Here is an 18,449-nt window from a genome sequence, read left to right as displayed (position 1 = left end):
TTACCCCTCTAGTTGTTGCGCCAGAACCATCGCACCGAGAATGCCGGCTTTACTACCCAGCCCCGGAAGTACTATGGTGTTTTCAATGTCATCTAGAATAGCCGAATGCTGAATATAGCCGTTCAACCGCTTCTGTACTTTCTCTCGCACCATGGAAATCAAATGACTTTGATCCATAACGCCTCCGCCCAAGATAATCCTTTGTGGCGACAACGTGCAAAAATAGCTCGCCAACGCCAGGGCAATATATTCAGCTTCCATATTCCACGCGGGATGATCTGCCGCCAGTTCGGCCCCCGGTACCTGCCAGCGTTCCTCTATCGCAGGGCCCGCCGCTAGGCCTTCAAAGCAGCTATCGCCATGGTAGGGACACCGCCCCTTGTAACCGTCCTCTGGTAATTTTGGCAAAAAACTATGGCCAAGCTCGGGATGAACCAGCCCGTGCACCAACTGGCCACCACTCACCACACCGCCACCAATACCGGTACCAATAGTCAGATAAATAAAATCGTCTAACCCCTGAGCGGCTCCCCACTTGGCCTCCCCCAACGCCGCGCCATTAACATCAGTATCGAAACCAATGGGAATATCAAAATGGGCCCCTAAAGCCCCCACCACAGAGGTATTAGCCCAACCGGGCTTTGGTGTAGAGGTAATACAGCCGTAAGATGGCGAATCCCTATGTAAATCTATGGGCCCAAAAGAACCCACACCGATTGCCGCCAACTGTTGACGGTAAGGCAGAAAAAAATCGACGGCCCGCTGTAGCGTTTGCTGCGGTGTTGTGGTGGGAAAGCGAATATCCTTAATATCCTCCGGCCCGGTGCCCACGGCACACACAAATTTAGTCCCGCCAGCTTCTATGGCGCCGTATAGTCTGGTCATAAAATCTCCTTAAAACATCGCAAAAAAAACAGTAGAACCGCTAAAGGGTTTGGCTTGACCCATATTCCGCTTCGGTTAAAAATGTGCGCCCATTTATCTAAATAAGTCTCTGCAATGACACACAAGATAAAGCGAAACACATCCCAGCACCTGCTTTGGCTGTGGGGTGCCATTGTATTGTATTTTTTTCTCAATGCATTGACCCAAGTAAGCTTGTCTGGCACCGCCGACCTGGACCAATCAGAACAACTAATCCTCAGCCAGACCTTTCAGCTGGGGTATGGCGCACAGCCACCGTTATACACCTATATCACCAAAACCCTATTCAGCATTACCCAGCCCAGCCTTGCAACATTACTGGTTTTTAAAGCCCTGCTATTAAGCCTGCTTGCGGGTACTTTTATCGGCATAGGCAAACAGCTTAATTTATCTATTCGCCAACAAGTTATTGCGGTAATAGGCCTTGTTTTTATCCCTCAAATTATTTGGGAGTCTCAAAGAGATTTAACCCACTCGGTATTGGTGAGTATTTTGGCTGCCGCGACGCTGCTGCAAACCCTCAGGCTTCAGAGCAAGCTCAGCATTTTTAATTACGCCGCTATGGGCCTACTTATAGGCCTGGGGGTAATCAGTAAGTACAACTATGTATTTTTTATTGCAGCCCTGGCTGGTGCAGTTTTTTACGTACCGGCTTTTCGATCGCTGATCTTCGATAAGCGCGTATTTGTGGGTATTGCTATCGCCATAGCGATTTCAAGCCCCCATATTTTCTGGGCTCTAAATCACTACGGCATAGCCATGGGCAGTATTCATAAAATCGAAGCCAGTTCCGGTAATATTTTTACTGGCCTGACCCAAGCGGGCACATCGGGACTCGCCTATATTTCACCGCTGTGGCTATTTTCCCTTTTACTGTTTTTTGCTACACCCAAAATACACATTAGCACCACAGCGCAATCCCTTTACGGTCGATTTCTCCTTGCCCTGCTTGTATCAGTCGGTATTGTGGTTGCGTTTTTTGTTATTGTCACAGGCGCACAGGAAGTTAAGGATCGCTGGTACCAGCCTCTGTTATTTTTCACTCCTATCGTGGCTGCCTATTTCACGCAGCCTCAAAAAAAATGGCCAGTAAATACCTACATAGGACTGGGACTGGGACTCGCTCTTCTCGTCGCAATTGCCCTCCCCCTAAGGACCCTGATTGCGGAAAAAACCGATAAATCCAACCGCCCCAATATGCCCTACCCTGCGGTTATGGCAGAACTAAAGAGCCAACGCCCACAGGCCAACTTTATTCTGGCAGAAACCCGTATGCTCGGCGGCAACGCCATCCCCGTTTTCAAACAAACCGCCGTCCGCATACCGGAATTCGACATAAGTACCAGGCCTTTTCAGGGTGAAGGCATCGTGCTTTGTATCACACCAAACTGTGAAGACAAACACTTTCAAAACTGGCTTTTAGACAATTACGCCATCAAATCGCAATCACTTAGCTTCAAAACCATCGTGCAACCCTACCACTATATGGACTCGATGTTTTTGACCATTTACTGGGCCAGGGTACAGTTGAATTAAAGCCTGTCAGCACTTAAAACCTTTGAATATACCGTTTACAACTGACAGAGCCCTTCGACCAGCGCAAAAGTTGTACTTGCCATAACACACGCACAGGAGTACTGTATATAACAACAGTGTAAGTGTGTTAGCCAGCATGAAAACTCCCCCCACCCAACCGAAGCCTCCCACACTGGAACAACTCCTCCAGCGCAGTGACATTTGGCGCGGACAAGGACAGCGCTCCAAAGCCAGAAACGTTGTGGATAGCGGCCACCCAGAGCTTAACCGGCAACTGCTTGATCAGGGCTGGCCCACAGCCAGTCTGATTGAAATATGCCAACCAGCAGCAGGGCATGGCGATTGGCTACTGTTCACTCCGGCACTAAAAGCGTGCCTGCAAGCGCAACAATACGCCATTCTCCTTAACCCCCCCGCGCTACCTTTTGCCCAGGGGCTAAAACAAAACGACATTCCGGTAGAACAACTGCTCATTGTAAGGGCTCGTAACAAAACAGATTTTATTTCCTCTTTTATCGAACTGGCCCGAGCCCGCAGCTGCGGCCTGGTACTGGCTTGGCAACCGCAGCAGGCTCTCAGCTACAGTGAACTTCGCAAATGCCAGCTGGCGACGAGCGATGGACAGGGTCTTTACATTCTCTTCCGTTCAAGCCAAGCCATACAGCAAAGTTCCCCCGCAGCTCTGCGGCTGATAGCAGCCTTAGACAAACAGACATTGAATGTCACCTTATTGAAGCAACGTGGGCAACTGCGCCAACAAAGCAAACCACTGGGCCTGCCGCTGTCTAAACACTGGCGGCCTCAACCACCGCACCGTCTACTGGGAGGAAAACCTCGCAACAGCGCTCCCAGCGCCGCCAACGACTGGCTGCTTACCAGCTACCAACCCCGACAGAATATTTTGTCTATTCCCGCCGGCAAGCAAGCTAAGTTAAAGCGGCAATACTCCTAACGATGAAAAATGCTGCACCCAAACGCCAGGAAAAATATTGGCTGGCTATTCGCCTACCCCAATTACCGTTGGAGGTTTTTGGTTTTTTCGAACAAGACCCCACCCCAGTCGTCGTCTGCGACCAACAGAACGTTATCTGTTGTAATCCGCAAGCAGAAAAACAAGGGGTGACATTAAGCATGTCGCCAACAACCGCTCAAATTCTGTGCGAGTGCCAACGGCTGGAAAGAGATAAGCAGCAGGAAGAAGCCGTATTAGATCAATTCGCCGAACAGCTTTACCTGTTCACGCCTTATATTGAGCAACACCTACCCAGCGATACCACCCAAAGCGGTTTCACTATCGAAATATCACGTTCATTAACCCTATTTAAAGGCTTACTGAATTTAATCGCACGGCTGGAAGACACGCTAAAAAAAAGCCCTCACAACTACCGCCTGGGGCTGGGATACAGCGCAACCGCCGCCTGGGTTTTGTCTTATACCAATCAAGTTATCAGCGGTAACGAAGATCGCCAAACGTTCCTAACACAGCTCCACGCAAGCCCTATTGAGCGACTATCCCTATGCCCACAAAACATTATTCAAGCCAAAAAATTAGCCGGCCACATCGCAAATTTGGATAAATCCGGCTTTAGCACCCTCGGTGATATTGCCCAACAAATAGAACAGCAATCCCTTGCCGGTATCCGTAAACGCTGGGGGCAGAATTTTTCACGATTATTAATGGGCCTTTTTAATTTTGATCAGCAACTCAACCAGCCCAGCCTTTTTGAAAAACCTGCTGAAATGTATCAGCCCAAAGAATTTTTCTTCGATAGCATTCAATTTGACTACCCTATTTCCAATATCGAACAACTAATTCAACCGATGGAATTTTTACTCCAACAGCTGAGCCAACACCTGAAACAACGGCAACAACAATCGCAGAAAATCGAATGGATTCTGATGGATATCTATCACAACAAACAAAAGTTTCAGGTCTTTACCAGCGAAGCGCAAAGCCAATGGCCACTATGGTTGGAACTCAGCCAAATACAACTGGAAGCACACACACTCACATTTGAAGTGGATAGCCTGGAGCTCAGTTGCCGCAATACACACGTCATCGGCGACGCGCGACAAACACTCAACTTCGACGGGCAAGAGGCCAAAAACAAAATAGAGCTGCAGCAGGATTTTGCGATAACCACCGCCAAGTTGCGTGCTCGCCTTGGCGACAACGCCCTGTTTAAAATTGCCTACCGCGACAGCCATTTACCAGAGCACAGTAATCTATCCCTCCCCGTTGACCAACACAGCGAAGACACAGCTCCCGAGCATCAGGGGGCACGACCAAGCTGGCTGTTCGATTCACCACTCCCCGTAGAACAACGAAGGGAAAATCTTTACTGGCGAGGCAAACTAACCTTATTGCAAGGCCCAGAACGTATAGAAGGAAATTGGTGGCAGCAGGCCTGCGCAAGAGATTATTTTATCGCTCAGCGGGATGATTATTTACGGCTTTGGGTCTTTTACGATTTATTGAAAAAAAGCTGGTTTGTACAGGGTGTATTTGGTTAAGGAAATACCCCATTGAAAAATGGGGTATTTAAACTGATCATCTACGGCCTAAGAACATTGCCTGCCGAAGGTTAATCTACCAGAGCGGGGTTTCCATAAATTTTAAACTCACCCGCAGTGTGCAATAAACCCAGCATATGAATTAAACCGTTATAGTAACGGTAGGTACCGCTGGGCACAGCCTGGTACCACAGGTCTTCAACAAAACCCGCAGCAATGGTTTCATCCGAAGCCAACGCACCCACAGCATTCATCGCCACCAGAGAAGAAGCACTGTAATTGGCAAGAGCCTCCCCATCCAGAGAGTAAACCGCAAAATAAGACCGAGGATTCTCTGGCGCCCCCTCGTTGTAGTAGAACTGATGTAAGCGCTCTACAAGTTCGTTGAGCGTATTACTTTTACTAAACCACGCATAATCCATCGCCATATTATGGATCACACGGTGCGCATCGAACGCGCTGTTATGGCTATTGGAGTTAAAACTAGTCTCCACGGGCGCACCCTCGAAGGAGCTGTACTCGGGGAACAGGCCTGTCGACGTGTGAGCGGCCGAATAAAAAAAGTCCCGGCTTATTTGCGCTGCATCGTGCCAGTATTGATTATTACTCTCTGCCCACAGCGCCCATAACTCATAGAAAGCAGGAAGATGGTAGGAGGGATCGGTGTACGGATTTGCCTGCACGGGAGAGAACACTATCTGGTGCGCTGCCGGATCCATTAAAGGGCCAACGGTAGCCGTGTCCTTATTCACCATATCATCGAGGATGGCATTGGCCTCGGCCTGGTAGTCGAGCACACCACTTCCGCTTCCCCAACGGTTGTGAGCGAAGAATAGCGACATCACAAAATACTCTTCGCCATCAGGTGCAGGATTGACATCAGTCGCTGGGTAAGGCGCTTCGTTATCCAGGCTCCAGGAAAAATACCCCGCCAAGTTCCCGGTTTTAACCTGCATATACTCCTTGGCAAACCGCCACAGCCTATTAAAGCTCTCCTGATCATTCATCATCACGGCAATCATCATCCCGTAAGACATCCCCTCGGAGCGTATATCATCACTATCCGGTGCATAGATATAGGCCATATCGGAGCCCACCGCATACATCACCGTTTGTGAACCATTGCCAAAAAACAGCTGCTGGTAAGCCGCTCCCACCTTATCGTCTACCTGCTGCTGCGTACCTAACTGGAACTCAACAAACAGATTCCGGTGAATACCGGTCTCATACGCTGACGTATCATTATAAGTGACCTCAAACGTACTTGAAGAAGACTGAGAAGAAGACGATGAAGCAACTGACGAAGACGCCTCAGATGACGAGGATGAAACCACAGACGATGAGAATTCTGAGGACGATGCTTCTGATGAGGACATCGCGGAGGAGGATGAGGACGCAGGCGAGCCAGAGCCGCCCCCTCCACCACAGGCAACCAATGAGAGCACACCGGTAAGAAGAAGAAACCTGAGAGAGATAAAAAGCATATTGTTAACCATCCAAACGGAAGTATTTCTGTAAACCCACGATAAAGCAGCAACGCGCCGAAGCCTTAAAGTACCAATGACTATTAGAGGCTCCGCATCCTACCGAAGTAAGCGCTCGATAGAAATCGCAATCACCCATTAATTAGCATGAGAGAACCAGCTCACAACTGTAAAATTCTTACCATACTTTAGCGTATTTTTGTCAGACTTTTTTACACCTTATAGAGGCATGACATATGCGATCAACATAAACCCCGCGAATAGCAACGTGCGCGATATTTTGGCACGTTTATTGCTTTTCGTTGATTTGGGCGTAAAAGGATTTAAAAAATCGGTTTTTAGACGCGTAAATAGTAACGCTCGATATTCGTAGAGTGTTGCTTAAAAAACCACAGATGGATCGTTAACTTTTACTTATTTTCTCATGGTACTTTGAATGATAATTAGACTCGTATTGGCAAGTGTTGCCTTCTTCTCAATCGCGGCGAACGCCACCCTTATTTCTGGCGAGCTGAATGTTGATAATCAGCACTGGGTATATATAAGCACAGACGACAGCACTCAAGGAGATTCAATCTCCAGCGGCGACAACTGGGGCATAACCGATACCTTTAGCCACACGCTCGACGCTGGAACAGATTACTTCCTGCACATCTATGCAGAAGATGTCGGCGGTATTGCGGGCTTTTTAGGCAACCTCTTCCTCGATAGCAGTGACCACATCTTCACTAATGGCACCGACACCCTGCTCACCAACGGTACCGATTGGAATGTCAGCACAACCGGCTGGAGTGGCTACACGACCGCCAGCACCTATGGCAGCAATGGTGTTGGCCCTTGGGGAACTCAAGCCGCAATCGACAGCAGCGCTCAGTGGATCTGGTCTGACGATGCTCACAACCACAATGAAACCTATTTTTCCGTTGCCATCAACTCCGTTAGCAGCGCAAGCGTACCAGAGCCATCAACACTAATATTGCTGTTTATCGGTATTGCTGGCCTGGGCTTAAGCCGAGCCAGAAAAGCATAAATACTGATCGTATTTATTCATAAAACGGTGTCATTCCTTTTATTCCCAATAACGGGATGACGCTTTTTAAAAATATAGATGGGCAACCAGGAGCGGCCAGCTTCGCTCGCTCCCAAACACCACAGAAAAACCCCGGCAACCCCAAAAAGTGAATGGCTGAAAATACAGCTGTTATCAACACCCTCCAAGAACGCGCCTTAAAACCCAAGCAAAAACCTAATAAAACGGAAACTCCCGCGCGGGAAATATAACGCCTACCGAGATCGTTATTAGTGCATAGGGAATAAAACAACGAGTGGGTTTTGTTAACACAGAAAGAGCGGCGCTATCAGATTGGCCAGCACTCAAAACAAATGATTCCAAAAATACCCAAACCTTAGTACTAACTCGTAACAATTTTGTCACATAAGTTATGCATTATTTTCGGCACCAGAAGACAAGCAGGCGGAGTTTAAATGAACGGGTTGGCCCTTGAACAACGATTAAAGGAGATTATTCAAGAAGGAGAAATACAAACATACTTTCAACCCATCGTGGACACCAGGAGCAAACAGGTACTCGGCTACGAAGCGCTCAGCCGGGGGCCATCTGACTCTTCTCTGTTCCCGGCAGGACGACTCTTCGAAGCGGCCGAACGCGCGGGTCTGCAGGAAGAGCTGGAATACGAATGCCGTGTACTAGCCGCCAAGCGATTTAACTCCCTTAGCCCCGGGGGCCTGCTCTTTATCAATATCAGCCCCAATAGCCTCAATGATCACAAAAAGGCCGCGGCCTACCTTGAGCAGTTGCCGAATGAGCTTAACATTGAGCCCCATCGCATCGTACTAGAGCTTTCAGAGCGCTACCCAACGGAAAATATTGAGCATACAAGTAAAGTACTAACATCCTTTAAAGAGCTGGGCTTCTCCATCGCCATTGACGACCTGGGGACAGGCTACTCCGGCCTAAAACTGTGGTCGCAGGTTAAACCTGATTTCGTAAAATTAGATCGTCACTTTATTTGCGATATAGACAGCGATCTCGTCAAACATGAATTTGTTAGCCGGCTGTGTGATCTGGCAAACGGATTAGGCTGCAAGTTAATTGCCGAAGGCGTAGAAACCGAGGGCGAGTATAAAGCTGTCCACGATTTAGGTATCGATATTTGCCAGGGGTTTTACTTTGGCAAACCCAAGCCCATTCCCTCGGTTAAAAACCTGGATAAAACCAAAAAATTGCAGGCGGGGCACACCTCTATTGCAAAGATAGGCTCACTATCAAACCACATTACGCCAGCGACACCGGAAACAAAAATGTTGGAAATAGCAGAAGCCTTTACCAGCAACCGCTATCTGTCCTCCATTCCCATTGTTAAAAACGGTACGCCTCTGGGCATGATCTCCCGCTGGAGCCTGTTGGAATTATTTTCACAAACCTACGGCCGCTCGCTCCACGAGTATAAACCGGTAAAAAACTACATGGCAAAGGATGTCATTACCGTCAGCTGGGATTCCGATGTTTCCGAAGTAAGCCGATTATTAACCGGCGAAGAAGATCTCTACGTACGCCAGCACTTTATTATTACCCGGGACCATCAATATATCGGCCTCGGCAGTACCAGAGATGTGCTAAAACGCATAACAGAAATGAAAATACGCGCGGCTAAATACGCCAATCCTCTCACTCAATTGCCTGGCAACGTCCCCATTAACGAAACAATTGCCGAATTAAACCAATCCAACCAATGTTACTCACTGGCCTATTTTGATATCAACTACTTCAAGCCTTATAACGACAATTATGGCTACGCAAAAGGCGACAATGTTATACAACTATTGGCGAACATTCTTAAGCAGGAACTGAATGGCAACGGTGACTTTATCGGGCATGTAGGAGGTGACGATTTTGTGGTAATTTTCAAAACGCCTCGCGACATGATCAAAACAGCGCGTGACTTAAAAGCGTCGTTTGATACAAAAGTAAAGTCACTTTACCCCAAAGATGTAGCCACGCGAGGAACCTTAAACGCTATAGGGCGTAACGGAATAGCGGACATTTTCCCGATCAGCTCACTGTCCATTGCCATTGTCGAGCAAGACATGCCCAGTATACCCGATGGCTTTGACATCACCTTTCATGCTGCAAAAGTAAAAGGAGAGGCTAAAAAATCGGTTTCAAAAATACGGTTACTTAAAATGTCTGATCAATTTCAACCCTGTAACGACACCCTGGATTTGGCCATATTGTAACCAAACGCCTACCCTAGTACGGAAAAGTAAACCTGCTGGGTAAAAACGTAACCGCCGAGCTGGCATCAGCACCACTAACCAATTGCCAACTCGAGTACCAGCCGTACCGGCGAGAATCAATCGGCTTTCGATTCATCCTCTTGTACACCTTCGCCCCGCCCATCGGGTTCAACGTACTGATGATAATCGACATCCACATCGGACCATTCACGCTCACACGCCTCTTCCGTAGCTGCTTCATTTGGCTCCTCAGCTCGCGGGTCAAGATTAAACGCTTCTGGTGTAGTCATCCCCGCGACGGCTTGGAAGGTTTCATGCTCCTCCGCCAATATTGGAAGCACATTAGACTGACGACGAATAATTAAAATGACAGAAAACAAGAAAAACACCACCGCCATATACACAAACAAATATTGGTGCCCAAACGACTCCATCAAAAGAGACGCGATCGGTGCACCTAGAGCAGAACTAATACCATAAGTGATCAGCATAGAGCTGCCAATTTCGACAAAATCCGTGCTTTCAGCATTATCGTTTGCGTGAGCCAAACAAATAGGATACATCGTCATACCCATCGCTCCCCAAGTAAAGGCCAACAAGGTCGACAACGTACCCGCATAGCTGCTTAAAAATGAGGCCGAAAATATACCCATCGAAAACAACATGCCAATCGCTGCAACGAATACCAAAACAATTCGCCGATCAAATCTATCTGAAAATCGTCCTAATGGAATTTGAAATATCGCACCACCCAAAACGATAGCGGACATAAAGCTGGCCAGCTGAAAATTTGAAAAGCCGCTATCGCTTGCATATATAGGTGCTAGCGACCAAAACGCCCCAGTAATAAGACCCGAAAAAGAAGCCCCAATAAGGCCAATATGCGAATGGTTCCAAACTTTACGGAAATTAACCTTTACCTTATTAACCGGCGTCGGCGCCAAGGCGAGAGTAATTGATACAGGAACAATCGAAAGCGAAATAAAGATACCCGCCAACGAAAACAATAATAGGGGGCTGACGCCTGCTAGGTTTAACAACTGCTGCGACAAAGTAATCATCGCCAGATTCAGCATGGCATAAAGAGATAAAATAGTACCGCGGTGATTACTATCTGCACGTTCGTTCAGCCAGCTTTCAATAATCATATAAATACCCGCGATCATTGCGCCAATGGCAAAGCGTAGAATCAACCACCCCAAAAAATTTTGGCTCCACATAAAAAGCAGAACCATCGAGACATATAGCGAAGCTAATACGGCAAAGCTCCGAATATGACCGACCCGCTTTAACACGAATGGTGTGGCCAGGCAGCCAACCACAAAGCCGATAAAATATGCCGTACCGGTAAGACCAACCTGAAAATCAGAAAATCCGATATTACTTGCCGTAACCGGCAATAATGTGAGCAAAAGACCATGCCCAAGAAGGAGCAATGCATCAGAAAGCAACAAAGCAGTTAAAGGTACTAATGAACGAATCATACGACTCCAAAACAACATTAAAACGAGGAACCATTAAAGAAATCATTAGGGCTGGCTGAACAATATAAAACCGGTATAAAATTCCGGTTTCTCTACAACTAGCCCACCATCTGTCTATACTAAAAATAGAAAACAGTATTCCCTTCGGCAGCTCGAGCAAAACGAGCAGGCAAATAATTTTCTTTTCCCAGAGCAGCCATTCGAGCCAACTTTAACGCATCCTCATTCTCAAAGGTACCGCCGATTTCACAGGCAAAGTATTTAAAGCCATTAGATGCCATTACCCACAGTATCTCTCCAAAAAATTTGGCACTGACACCAATTCCCAAGGGGCCCCTCAGCTCCATGGCGGCGGCGACCCGACCTGCTCGGGTGGGCCCCAGGACGGATTCGGTATGGCCTCAATGTACGCCACACTCTGAGCATCCACTCGCAGTTTAAAAACGCGTTGCACATCATCGTACACTTTCCGTACTTTCTGAGTTTCCTAGAGCCACAAAACCCCACTCACCCGAATTCCAAGAGCCAAACGAGTAAAATTTCCTTGTTATACCTTGCAGCACGGCTCGGGGCTTAACAGTGCTAACAGCTACTGAGCGACATACGATCAAATTATAGCCTAGACAACCACGTTCGAGAGCTTCCAAATTAGTTGGGTGCCATATCAGAACAACACTGTGATAAAGCGCTTCTACACCAAAATCGTCGCCAACAGAAAACATAAAGAGGAATAAATAAATTAGCGAATAACGTTTCTGCGGGATTGCTTTTAATCACAGTCGCTTGTTAGGCATCGCAACGAACCACTATACTAGGCACTCAAAACACCGCCAATATTAGACCTCCATTTGCAAATGCCCTAAAGCAACAGCTCGCGTTCCACCCGCGGAAGCAATATTTGCGAGATAAGAAATTGCGGATATACCGCTGATAAAGACCAAAACTGGAAAGATGCAGAGTAAATACGGTGAGATCTTACTTTCTCGCAACACACAGAGCGTAGATGCCATGGGACTAACTAATTGTAAATTCTCCGCATAAGGTTTACCTCTTTGTTATGCCTTTTGTATTTAGTAGATAAAAAGCAATGGAATTAGCGATGAAATTTCTTCAGTTTTAACATAGTTCAATTCCTGAGCTGCATCACATGCTTTATTTGCAGAGTAATATGTTTTGTCTTCTCCGGAACTGCTTGTGACAGTAATGTCATAAGTTACTCCGTCCTCAACGCAAGTAAGCCCATCTATCACAACTTGAATTACAGGTAACGCATCCTTCGCTTCAACGGTTAAAGTGTCCCTGGAGTAGTCATAAGTAACGTATCTATCATTTGATTCGATGACATTCCCGTTATCTTGAACGAAGACAACACGCTCGCTATATTCATTCCAGATACTATAGATTTCTGCTTGATCTAGCTGTTTAGATCCGTCACTTGAACCCCACCAGATGATGCAAAACAAACAAAAATACAACCATATTAATAATTTTCATAACCAAGTCCTTTTCTCCATCATAAATAAACCAGCCAAATGATATCCAATAGAGGAAAGCGTAGTTGTATTAATTTGTATTCGCATAACGCCAAGCTAACCGAACCTCGCTATTTGTGGTTCCAGCAAGCGTATTTTAGCTTTCGAGGCTGAACGTTTTATTGAGAAGGCTGGCCTCACAGAATAATGCAACGCTTATTACAATATATTATCTTTATACCACTGCTTTTCTTCAGTTTGCTGTTTACTTGATTTATCTAATTCCCTTTGATTGAAACAAGTACACTCAGATTCGTATCGGGAATTATGACTTACCGAACTTCTGCCAGAAAAGACTGGTAAAATATTTATTGGAGAATATTTATAATCGGGGCCGTTAGTATCAACCAAACAGATATCTACACAATCATTCTTAAACTTATTATTTACAGTACTTTCAATACCATAAGCAAAGCAATAACTAATACAATTTTAAGAAAGTACTTTTCCCGTAACTGCTCCCAAAATAGCTTATTCAAAAAACCCCCATTGACACCCTTTAACAGGTGATTTACCTATCGGACAAATACAAGTAGACATAATACCCTACGGCAAAATAGATAGACGCACTTCCTCTCATTCCCCAACCTCAACTTTTGTCATGCGGATACCTATATCAGCCCATAGCGCTAAAATTTTTTAGGGTGAAATAACCCAACTTTTCACCACTCCAGCCAAATGAAACATATTCTCCGCTCGACTTATCGCCTTCAAATTCGCCGCTAGGGTGTAAATATGCGTCGCAAATTCCATTTCGACCGTCAATTAATCTTCCGTCTTTTAGCTGATAAGAAAGGAAATCTTCTACTGGAAAAAGTCTTCATCTTCGGTCGTAGATAGCTTTTTTTGTTAATTGAAGCCATTCACCACCTAGACATGATTCAGCTCCTTTATCCGCAAATCGAATTGACATGATGGTAACTTTTTCATTGTTGAGGTTTTGAATTGTAAGTAGCCACTTTCCTTTCTGTACTTCAGGTGTCGAATCATTGAAGCTAGCACAAGAGAAAAAAAAGTACTGAGTAAAAGGTATAAAACCGCGATTTTCATTTGGCCTCCTAATCGGGATAGGGAGGCATCTCACGATGTCCCTCCGCCACACCACCGAGCATACGGATCACGTACCACGGCGGTTCGGTTGATGGAGTAATTGCCATCCCACCAGTTCCAACACACCCAAGTGATTGGAGTATTTCATGGGTAATGTAAAAGTATCCTCTTGCCCAAAAATGACGACCCCAATATCTTTTCTTAAGATCGGGGAAACTCTAAAATAGCTTTGACGATGAGCGGCCTTTGACCCTACGCATTATTTCGCTCGGGGGCCATATTGGGCGGAGCTGAAACAAGCAGGTGTATGTGATCTTTGCTAACCAATCCTTTCAATATCTCAATCTCAAAAATTGGCACGTTTGTCGAATCAGCTCTCGGGCTCTCAACCCAACATCCCCCTTCAAAACCCGATAGCAATATTTAGTGACAAACACAAAGTGATACTGAACTTTAAGGCTGTATGGCTGCCATATCGATAATCCATATTTTGCTCCCCAGCTTTATTTTCGATTCCAGCATTGTAGCTAAAGCTGACCGGCTAAAGCCGATGATTTTAACCTTTTAGGAGACTAATAAAGAGCTGGGCAATAGCTTAGTTTCCACGGGCCATGCGCAGACGTGGCCGTATTCCATGCCAATTGCCGCTTTACACCCCGCTTACGAAGTTGCGGATAACCTGAACGATCCCACTGCTTCCAAATATAACATCGAAGCTTTTACGCCTTATCCATTTGTCCAGCTCCCTGAGCGGAGTCGGCATGTCTGTTATTCCGAAATAGCCTTTCCAGGCCAGTAGATACTTTCGTAAATCCGAGACAATATACAATAGCGTTAGCCCTCGGGTCCGGGGCGTAATCATACGAACATTAGTTTTGAGTTTTGCCAGTGCCTTTTCACTCATCTTTATCTTTTTCACTTTCCCATTTTGGGTGAAGGTGAACTCCAGAAAGGTTCCTGTCCATGGCCGGCCAACAGCACTTTTCGTAGTGTTCAACTAATCCCGAATACCGTATGCATTAATCCTCTATATGGATAGCGCCTTATCGTGACTATTCTATTAGAGTTGTTAGTATTTTAACATTTATGTCATTTTCCATGAATAACGGAATAATCAGTTCGCTTTTTTCTAGCGAGTAAAATATATCCGCCGGCCCATGATGGCCAGTTGAAACTGCCTTGGGCTTTACTGAAAACTGATTATCGAATTTATATATCGTCCCTTCTTTCTTGAATCCAGTCGAAAAGCTCCCGGCTCCCCATGAAGAAATATAGAAGTTTCCTAATTCATCAATGGCAATACCATCAAGATTATCGAATCCGGGTTTAATAATCTCAGTGCGTACAGCATCTTTTAGCGTGATCTGGTCAATGGGTGAATCCTCTTCGAAGTAACACATTACCAGTCTGTTGTTGGCTTTATCAAAGATAATCCCATTAGGATTATCGAGCTCTGTTTTTACAAACAACGAATAAGTTTTCTTTGAAAGATCGATTTTAAAAACTGCCTTTAAGCGGCTATCAGTAACATATAAAAACCCAGAATCATCACTAGTAATATCGTTTAAGAACAGACCTTCACTGATTTCGATTTCAAACACTTGACTTGCATCTGAGAGCCGGAAGCCTTTTACCATCTTCGGATTTGAGACAACGTACAGAATATCATCCTTAATAATCATCCCCAAAGACTTCGACAATCCCGTTTTAAAATAGGATTTATTTCCTGCTGAATCAAGTTGAATGATATTTCCATCTCCATAATTTGAAATGAAATATCTATTTGAGCTAGAGTCGAAAGCTGCGCTTTCGGGTGTTTGAAACGCTTGTGCGTTGATAACATTCGAAACTAACAGCGTCATAATAAAAAATAATTTCATTCTGTTGTCCTACAGTTTTTAGTTGGGTGGCCACAAAAGCTCTCCCTTTTTGAACCAGGCCAAAGCTATTGGCCAAAATTAACAGTCGATCCAGTTTTCTTTAAAAGCGTTGCCGTGCACCGCTCATCAATGGCTAGCTCGTATGTCAATACGTCCACTCTCTCTTCTTGCGCGATGGACACTTCATAAGTATTCGTGAGCGTTTCTTTTATAGATGTGATGCCACCACCACCGGAATGGGTATAGTTTGCAAGTATATCTTTTAGCACGAAATCTATGAGGCTTTGGGATTTGATAATGCTATTAGATTTACAGTTCCTTTTTTGACTAGTCATGGCTTGGACCTCTTCTTTATCATTACCTGTAATTCTCGTTTGATCAAGTGCGCAAGATACTGATGCCTGCGACAGACACAAGGCAACTAAAAACATTTTGATTGATGGAGTTACGATTAGCTTCATGGTTGTAAATTGCTCATGCTATTTTCTGTTGGGTTTTGTAGTAATATATTTTTTAGCTTGGACTTCCGCGAGGTCTCTCGGGTAGTGGCGTTGCAGCTTCGCTTCCCAATCAGTAGGAATCTGAATATTATCATTGCTTAGCAGACCAATCACTGCCTTGCGCCAGGCTGTAGCATGCTCGTTTCTTAGTTGCATACCTTGACCCATCACAGAATTTTGTCCTGGTCACTCACTCCATAGCAAGCGGACGAGTTGGTATTCGCTAGGGGGCAGTGTGGCTTACCTTCATCGACATGCCCTAAACAAAGTAGGTGCCCTATCTCGTGCACATGAGCACGCTGCATAATCGATTTACCTTTGCTATCAGTACCTTTTTGTACCGAACTACTGTCTAGGCTATCGTATAGTCTAGAGTGTGAGCCAAACCACGTTTCAGATTGGTGCAGTTCAACTAATTCTATCATGTGATGATATTTGAAAGCTGGAGAAGCATCACTCCCGTCCAATTTAAAACGACGGCAAATGTTTGGAATATATTTTGTACCTGAATCCTCATACTCCAGTTCAGAAAAATTATTTAACGAGCCAGAATTTACCTTTCCAAAACTGTTCATCAGATCTAATAAATGACATTTTCCAAGCTATCCAATCTGCAGGTGACCACCTGACAATTTTTCGAGCGGTGGCACGCGAGTCGCCATAGTCATGATAAGCTCCACCAAGAGCTTCAGCAGCAGGGTTGACCTGCTTAAATGCCAACTTTAGTGTTAGTGTAAGCTCGGCATTGTTGCACATACCGGTTTCTATTGTTGCATCCCATAAAGGTTTATAAATCGTTTTTTCAAGTAGTTATCTCCTTTTAAATCAATCTATGCAATCAGAATAAAATATTACCAATGTTTGCAATACTCCAGTTTAAAATATTACCATTTCGTATATTTTAACGTCCAGACTAAACATGATTTCTCGATTCCGCCGAATATCACAGCCATAACGCCAAGCTCACCTGAAAATATTGCGGAGAGCGTTTTTGTGTAAAATGGAGCTACGCGACATACACAAAAACGAGCGTAGCAATATTTTCAGGTGCGGATTTTTGTTATGAATTTGTACTTCGATTTGAACAAAACCACCAACCAACAGCTACACTCACACCAACTAAAGAAACCAACAACTCTTTGTTAGATAGGCCGCCAAAATTGAATAACGCATTAATTCCAAGTACAACTCCAACTATTGCAACAGATTGAAATAGTATTTGATACGCACCTCTGTATACCCCATATGATAAGTACCAACCAAAAAAACTAGATGCAACACCTCCTGAGTTATCAAATGAAGTGCAACGAAATTGACTAACGTACATAGACTGCCTCCGGTGTTTCCATATTTAAACACTTTCTTGGTCGCCGGTTAAGTTTCATTGCAATTTTGTCACAATCTTTTTGAGTGATATTTTTCATTGATTCACCTTTAGGTAAATATTGTCGTATAAGTCCATTTGTGTTTTCGTTTAAACCTCTCTCCCATGAGTGATATGGGTTGGCAAAATAGAATGTTGCGTTAGTCGCTTCTTCTATCTTTTTGTATTGATGGAATTCAGTTCCGTTGTCGGAGGTGATCGACCTTACCTGTTTAACCTCTTTTGCAATCAATTGAATTACCTTGCGGTTTAATTCATCCGTAGTGCGGTTTTTGATTTTACCAATAATGGTGTATTTACTCTTTCGATCGACCAGCGTGACGATTGAGTGCTGGTCCCTAGATCCATGAACAGTGTCGATCTCAAAGTGGCCTATACGAGACTTGTTTTCTGCACCTATTGGTCGCTCAGAAATATGGGCCTTATTAGCCAAAACGCCTCTAGAATCAGGGCTTCTATACTTTTTACGACGTTGTTTTTGAGACTGACGCAAGTGTTTATGGAGATCGCCCAGGTAAAAAATATCGTACCAAATATAGCGATAGATGGTTGAGTGGCTAATGGATCGAATATTGCATTTCTTGAGCCATAGAGATGCTTGTTCCGGGCTCCAGTCTAGACGTATTAGCGCAATAACCATTTGAAGCTCGATATCGGTGAAGTACCATTTTCGACGGGACTCTCGCCGGATGCGAGAAGTACGCTTTACAGCACGGGCGGCACAATACTTTCCATCTGGCCGACGATTTCTTTTTAACTCACGGGAAATGCTTGAAGGGCTTCTATTTAGGGCGCGAGCAATGAATGCTTGTGATTTTCGTTGCTTTAGATAGGCAGCTATAGTATATCTTTCATCGGTGGTGAGCTGGTGGTATGTCATGAGATTCCTCTTCTTGCTGGTCG

16 protein-coding genes and 1 pseudogene are annotated in these 18,449 nt (G+C 45.1%); 5 read left to right on the top strand and 12 right to left on the bottom strand.

What is annotated here, in order from left to right:
• Positions 1-885 (bottom strand): ROK family protein, encoded by an 885-nt coding sequence (locus H5715_RS02660; RefSeq protein ID WP_075186179.1) that lies wholly within the window; start codon positions 883-885, stop codon positions 1-3.
• Between the two features lie 114 nt (positions 886-999).
• Between H5715_RS02660 and H5715_RS02655 the strand changes: the two genes are divergently transcribed.
• From H5715_RS02655 to H5715_RS02645, 3 genes are all read left to right on the top strand, one after another.
• Complete coding sequence (locus tag H5715_RS02655; protein WP_075186180.1) at positions 1,000-2,460, top strand: ArnT family glycosyltransferase; 1,461 nt, start codon at positions 1,000-1,002, stop codon at positions 2,458-2,460.
• Positions 2,461-2,596: 136 nt separating this feature from the next.
• Positions 2,597-3,412 (top strand): translesion DNA synthesis-associated protein ImuA, encoded by an 816-nt coding sequence (gene imuA, locus H5715_RS02650; RefSeq protein ID WP_075186196.1) that lies wholly within the window; start codon positions 2,597-2,599, stop codon positions 3,410-3,412.
• A 2-nt stretch (positions 3,413-3,414) separates the two neighbouring features.
• Positions 3,415-4,974, top strand: coding sequence for a Y-family DNA polymerase (locus H5715_RS02645; protein WP_075186181.1), 1,560 nt, complete (start codon positions 3,415-3,417; stop codon positions 4,972-4,974).
• 71 nt (positions 4,975-5,045) lie between these two features.
• On the opposite strand, the gene H5715_RS02640 is transcribed toward H5715_RS02645, so the two are convergent.
• Positions 5,046-6,458 carry a family 8 glycosyl hydrolase gene (locus H5715_RS02640; protein WP_139309805.1) on the bottom strand — a complete coding sequence of 471 codons (1,413 nt, stop codon included), beginning with the start codon at positions 6,456-6,458 and terminating at the stop codon, positions 5,046-5,048.
• Between the two features lie 436 nt (positions 6,459-6,894).
• On the opposite strand from H5715_RS02640, the gene H5715_RS02635 reads away from it, so the two are divergent.
• The gene (locus H5715_RS02635) at positions 6,895-7,488 is read left to right on the top strand and encodes a PEP-CTERM sorting domain-containing protein (protein ID WP_075186183.1); all 594 of its coding nucleotides are present in this window, start codon (positions 6,895-6,897) and stop codon (positions 7,486-7,488) included.
• 455 nt (positions 7,489-7,943) lie between these two features.
• Complete coding sequence (locus H5715_RS02630; protein ID WP_075186184.1) at positions 7,944-9,716, top strand: GGDEF domain-containing protein; 1,773 nt, start codon at positions 7,944-7,946, stop codon at positions 9,714-9,716.
• Between the two features lie 116 nt (positions 9,717-9,832).
• On the opposite strand, the gene H5715_RS02625 is transcribed toward H5715_RS02630, so the two are convergent.
• The 10 genes and pseudogenes from H5715_RS02625 to H5715_RS02580 all read right to left on the bottom strand — a co-directional run bounded on the left by H5715_RS02625 (position 9,833) and on the right by H5715_RS02580 (position 18,426).
• Positions 9,833-11,200, bottom strand: coding sequence for an MFS transporter (locus H5715_RS02625; protein ID WP_075186185.1), 1,368 nt, complete (start codon positions 11,198-11,200; stop codon positions 9,833-9,835).
• Between the two features lie 119 nt (positions 11,201-11,319).
• Complete coding sequence (locus H5715_RS02620) at positions 11,320-11,547, bottom strand: hypothetical protein (protein WP_075186186.1); 228 nt, start codon at positions 11,545-11,547, stop codon at positions 11,320-11,322.
• 723 nt (positions 11,548-12,270) lie between these two features.
• On the bottom strand, positions 12,271-12,663 hold the full coding sequence (locus tag H5715_RS02615; protein WP_139309806.1) for a hypothetical protein: 393 nt from the start codon (positions 12,661-12,663) through the stop codon (positions 12,271-12,273).
• Between the two features lie 1,127 nt (positions 12,664-13,790).
• A pseudogene (gene tnpA, locus H5715_RS02610) lies at positions 13,791-14,269 on the bottom strand (IS200/IS605 family transposase).
• 162 nt (positions 14,270-14,431) lie between these two features.
• Entirely contained in the window at positions 14,432-14,686 is a 255-nt protein-coding gene (locus H5715_RS02605; RefSeq protein ID WP_221892332.1) for a group II intron maturase-specific domain-containing protein, read from the bottom strand.
• Between the two features lie 148 nt (positions 14,687-14,834).
• Positions 14,835-15,662 (bottom strand): SMP-30/gluconolactonase/LRE family protein, encoded by an 828-nt coding sequence (locus H5715_RS02600; protein WP_075186191.1) that lies wholly within the window; start codon positions 15,660-15,662, stop codon positions 14,835-14,837.
• A 65-nt stretch (positions 15,663-15,727) separates the two neighbouring features.
• Entirely contained in the window at positions 15,728-16,123 is a 396-nt protein-coding gene (locus H5715_RS02595) for a hypothetical protein (protein ID WP_075186192.1), read from the bottom strand.
• Positions 16,124-16,141: 18 nt separating this feature from the next.
• On the bottom strand, positions 16,142-16,318 hold the full coding sequence (locus H5715_RS02590; RefSeq protein WP_175574276.1) for a hypothetical protein: 177 nt from the start codon (positions 16,316-16,318) through the stop codon (positions 16,142-16,144).
• 11 nt (positions 16,319-16,329) lie between these two features.
• Positions 16,330-16,587, bottom strand: a complete 258-nt coding sequence (locus H5715_RS02585; protein WP_139309807.1) for a hypothetical protein — start codon at positions 16,585-16,587, stop codon at positions 16,330-16,332.
• Positions 16,588-17,478: 891 nt separating this feature from the next.
• Positions 17,479-18,426: an IS30 family transposase gene (locus H5715_RS02580; RefSeq protein WP_185906583.1), complete on the bottom strand. Its 948-nt coding sequence runs from the start codon at positions 18,424-18,426 to the stop codon at positions 17,479-17,481.
• Between the last annotated feature and the right edge of the window lie 23 nt (positions 18,427-18,449).

This window comes from Teredinibacter haidensis, assembly GCF_014211975.1.
Lineage (GTDB): Bacteria > Pseudomonadota > Gammaproteobacteria > Pseudomonadales > Cellvibrionaceae > Teredinibacter > Teredinibacter haidensis.
This window is presented reverse-complemented; position numbering and strand designations above follow the sequence as displayed.

What these genes read in the sequence shown, in the direction of transcription:
- H5715_RS02590 (WP_175574276.1), bottom strand. Translation starts at nt 16,318, where the DNA reads ATGCAACTAAGAAACGAGCATGCTACAGCCTGGCGCAAGGCAGTGATT.
- H5715_RS02585 (WP_139309807.1), bottom strand. Translation starts at nt 16,587, where the DNA reads ATGATAGAATTAGTTGAACTGCACCAATCTGAAACGTGGTTTGGCTCA.
- H5715_RS02600 (WP_075186191.1), bottom strand. Translation starts at nt 15,662, where the DNA reads ATGAAATTATTTTTTATTATGACGCTGTTAGTTTCGAATGTTATCAAC.
- H5715_RS02655 (WP_075186180.1), top strand. Translation starts at nt 1,000, where the DNA reads ATGACACACAAGATAAAGCGAAACACATCCCAGCACCTGCTTTGGCTG.
- H5715_RS02605 (WP_221892332.1), bottom strand. Translation starts at nt 14,686, where the DNA reads ATGAGTGAAAAGGCACTGGCAAAACTCAAAACTAATGTTCGTATGATT.
- H5715_RS02595 (WP_075186192.1), bottom strand. Translation starts at nt 16,123, where the DNA reads ATGAAGCTAATCGTAACTCCATCAATCAAAATGTTTTTAGTTGCCTTG.
- H5715_RS02635 (WP_075186183.1), top strand. Translation starts at nt 6,895, where the DNA reads ATGATAATTAGACTCGTATTGGCAAGTGTTGCCTTCTTCTCAATCGCG.
- H5715_RS02660 (WP_075186179.1), bottom strand. Translation starts at nt 885, where the DNA reads ATGACCAGACTATACGGCGCCATAGAAGCTGGCGGGACTAAATTTGTG.
- H5715_RS02620 (WP_075186186.1), bottom strand. Translation starts at nt 11,547, where the DNA reads ATGGAGCTGAGGGGCCCCTTGGGAATTGGTGTCAGTGCCAAATTTTTT.
- imuA (WP_075186196.1), top strand. Translation starts at nt 2,597, where the DNA reads ATGAAAACTCCCCCCACCCAACCGAAGCCTCCCACACTGGAACAACTC.
- H5715_RS02645 (WP_075186181.1), top strand. Translation starts at nt 3,415, where the DNA reads ATGAAAAATGCTGCACCCAAACGCCAGGAAAAATATTGGCTGGCTATT.
- H5715_RS02630 (WP_075186184.1), top strand. Translation starts at nt 7,944, where the DNA reads ATGAACGGGTTGGCCCTTGAACAACGATTAAAGGAGATTATTCAAGAA.
- H5715_RS02640 (WP_139309805.1), bottom strand. Translation starts at nt 6,458, where the DNA reads ATGCTTTTTATCTCTCTCAGGTTTCTTCTTCTTACCGGTGTGCTCTCA.
- H5715_RS02580 (WP_185906583.1), bottom strand. Translation starts at nt 18,426, where the DNA reads ATGACATACCACCAGCTCACCACCGATGAAAGATATACTATAGCTGCC.
- H5715_RS02625 (WP_075186185.1), bottom strand. Translation starts at nt 11,200, where the DNA reads ATGATTCGTTCATTAGTACCTTTAACTGCTTTGTTGCTTTCTGATGCA.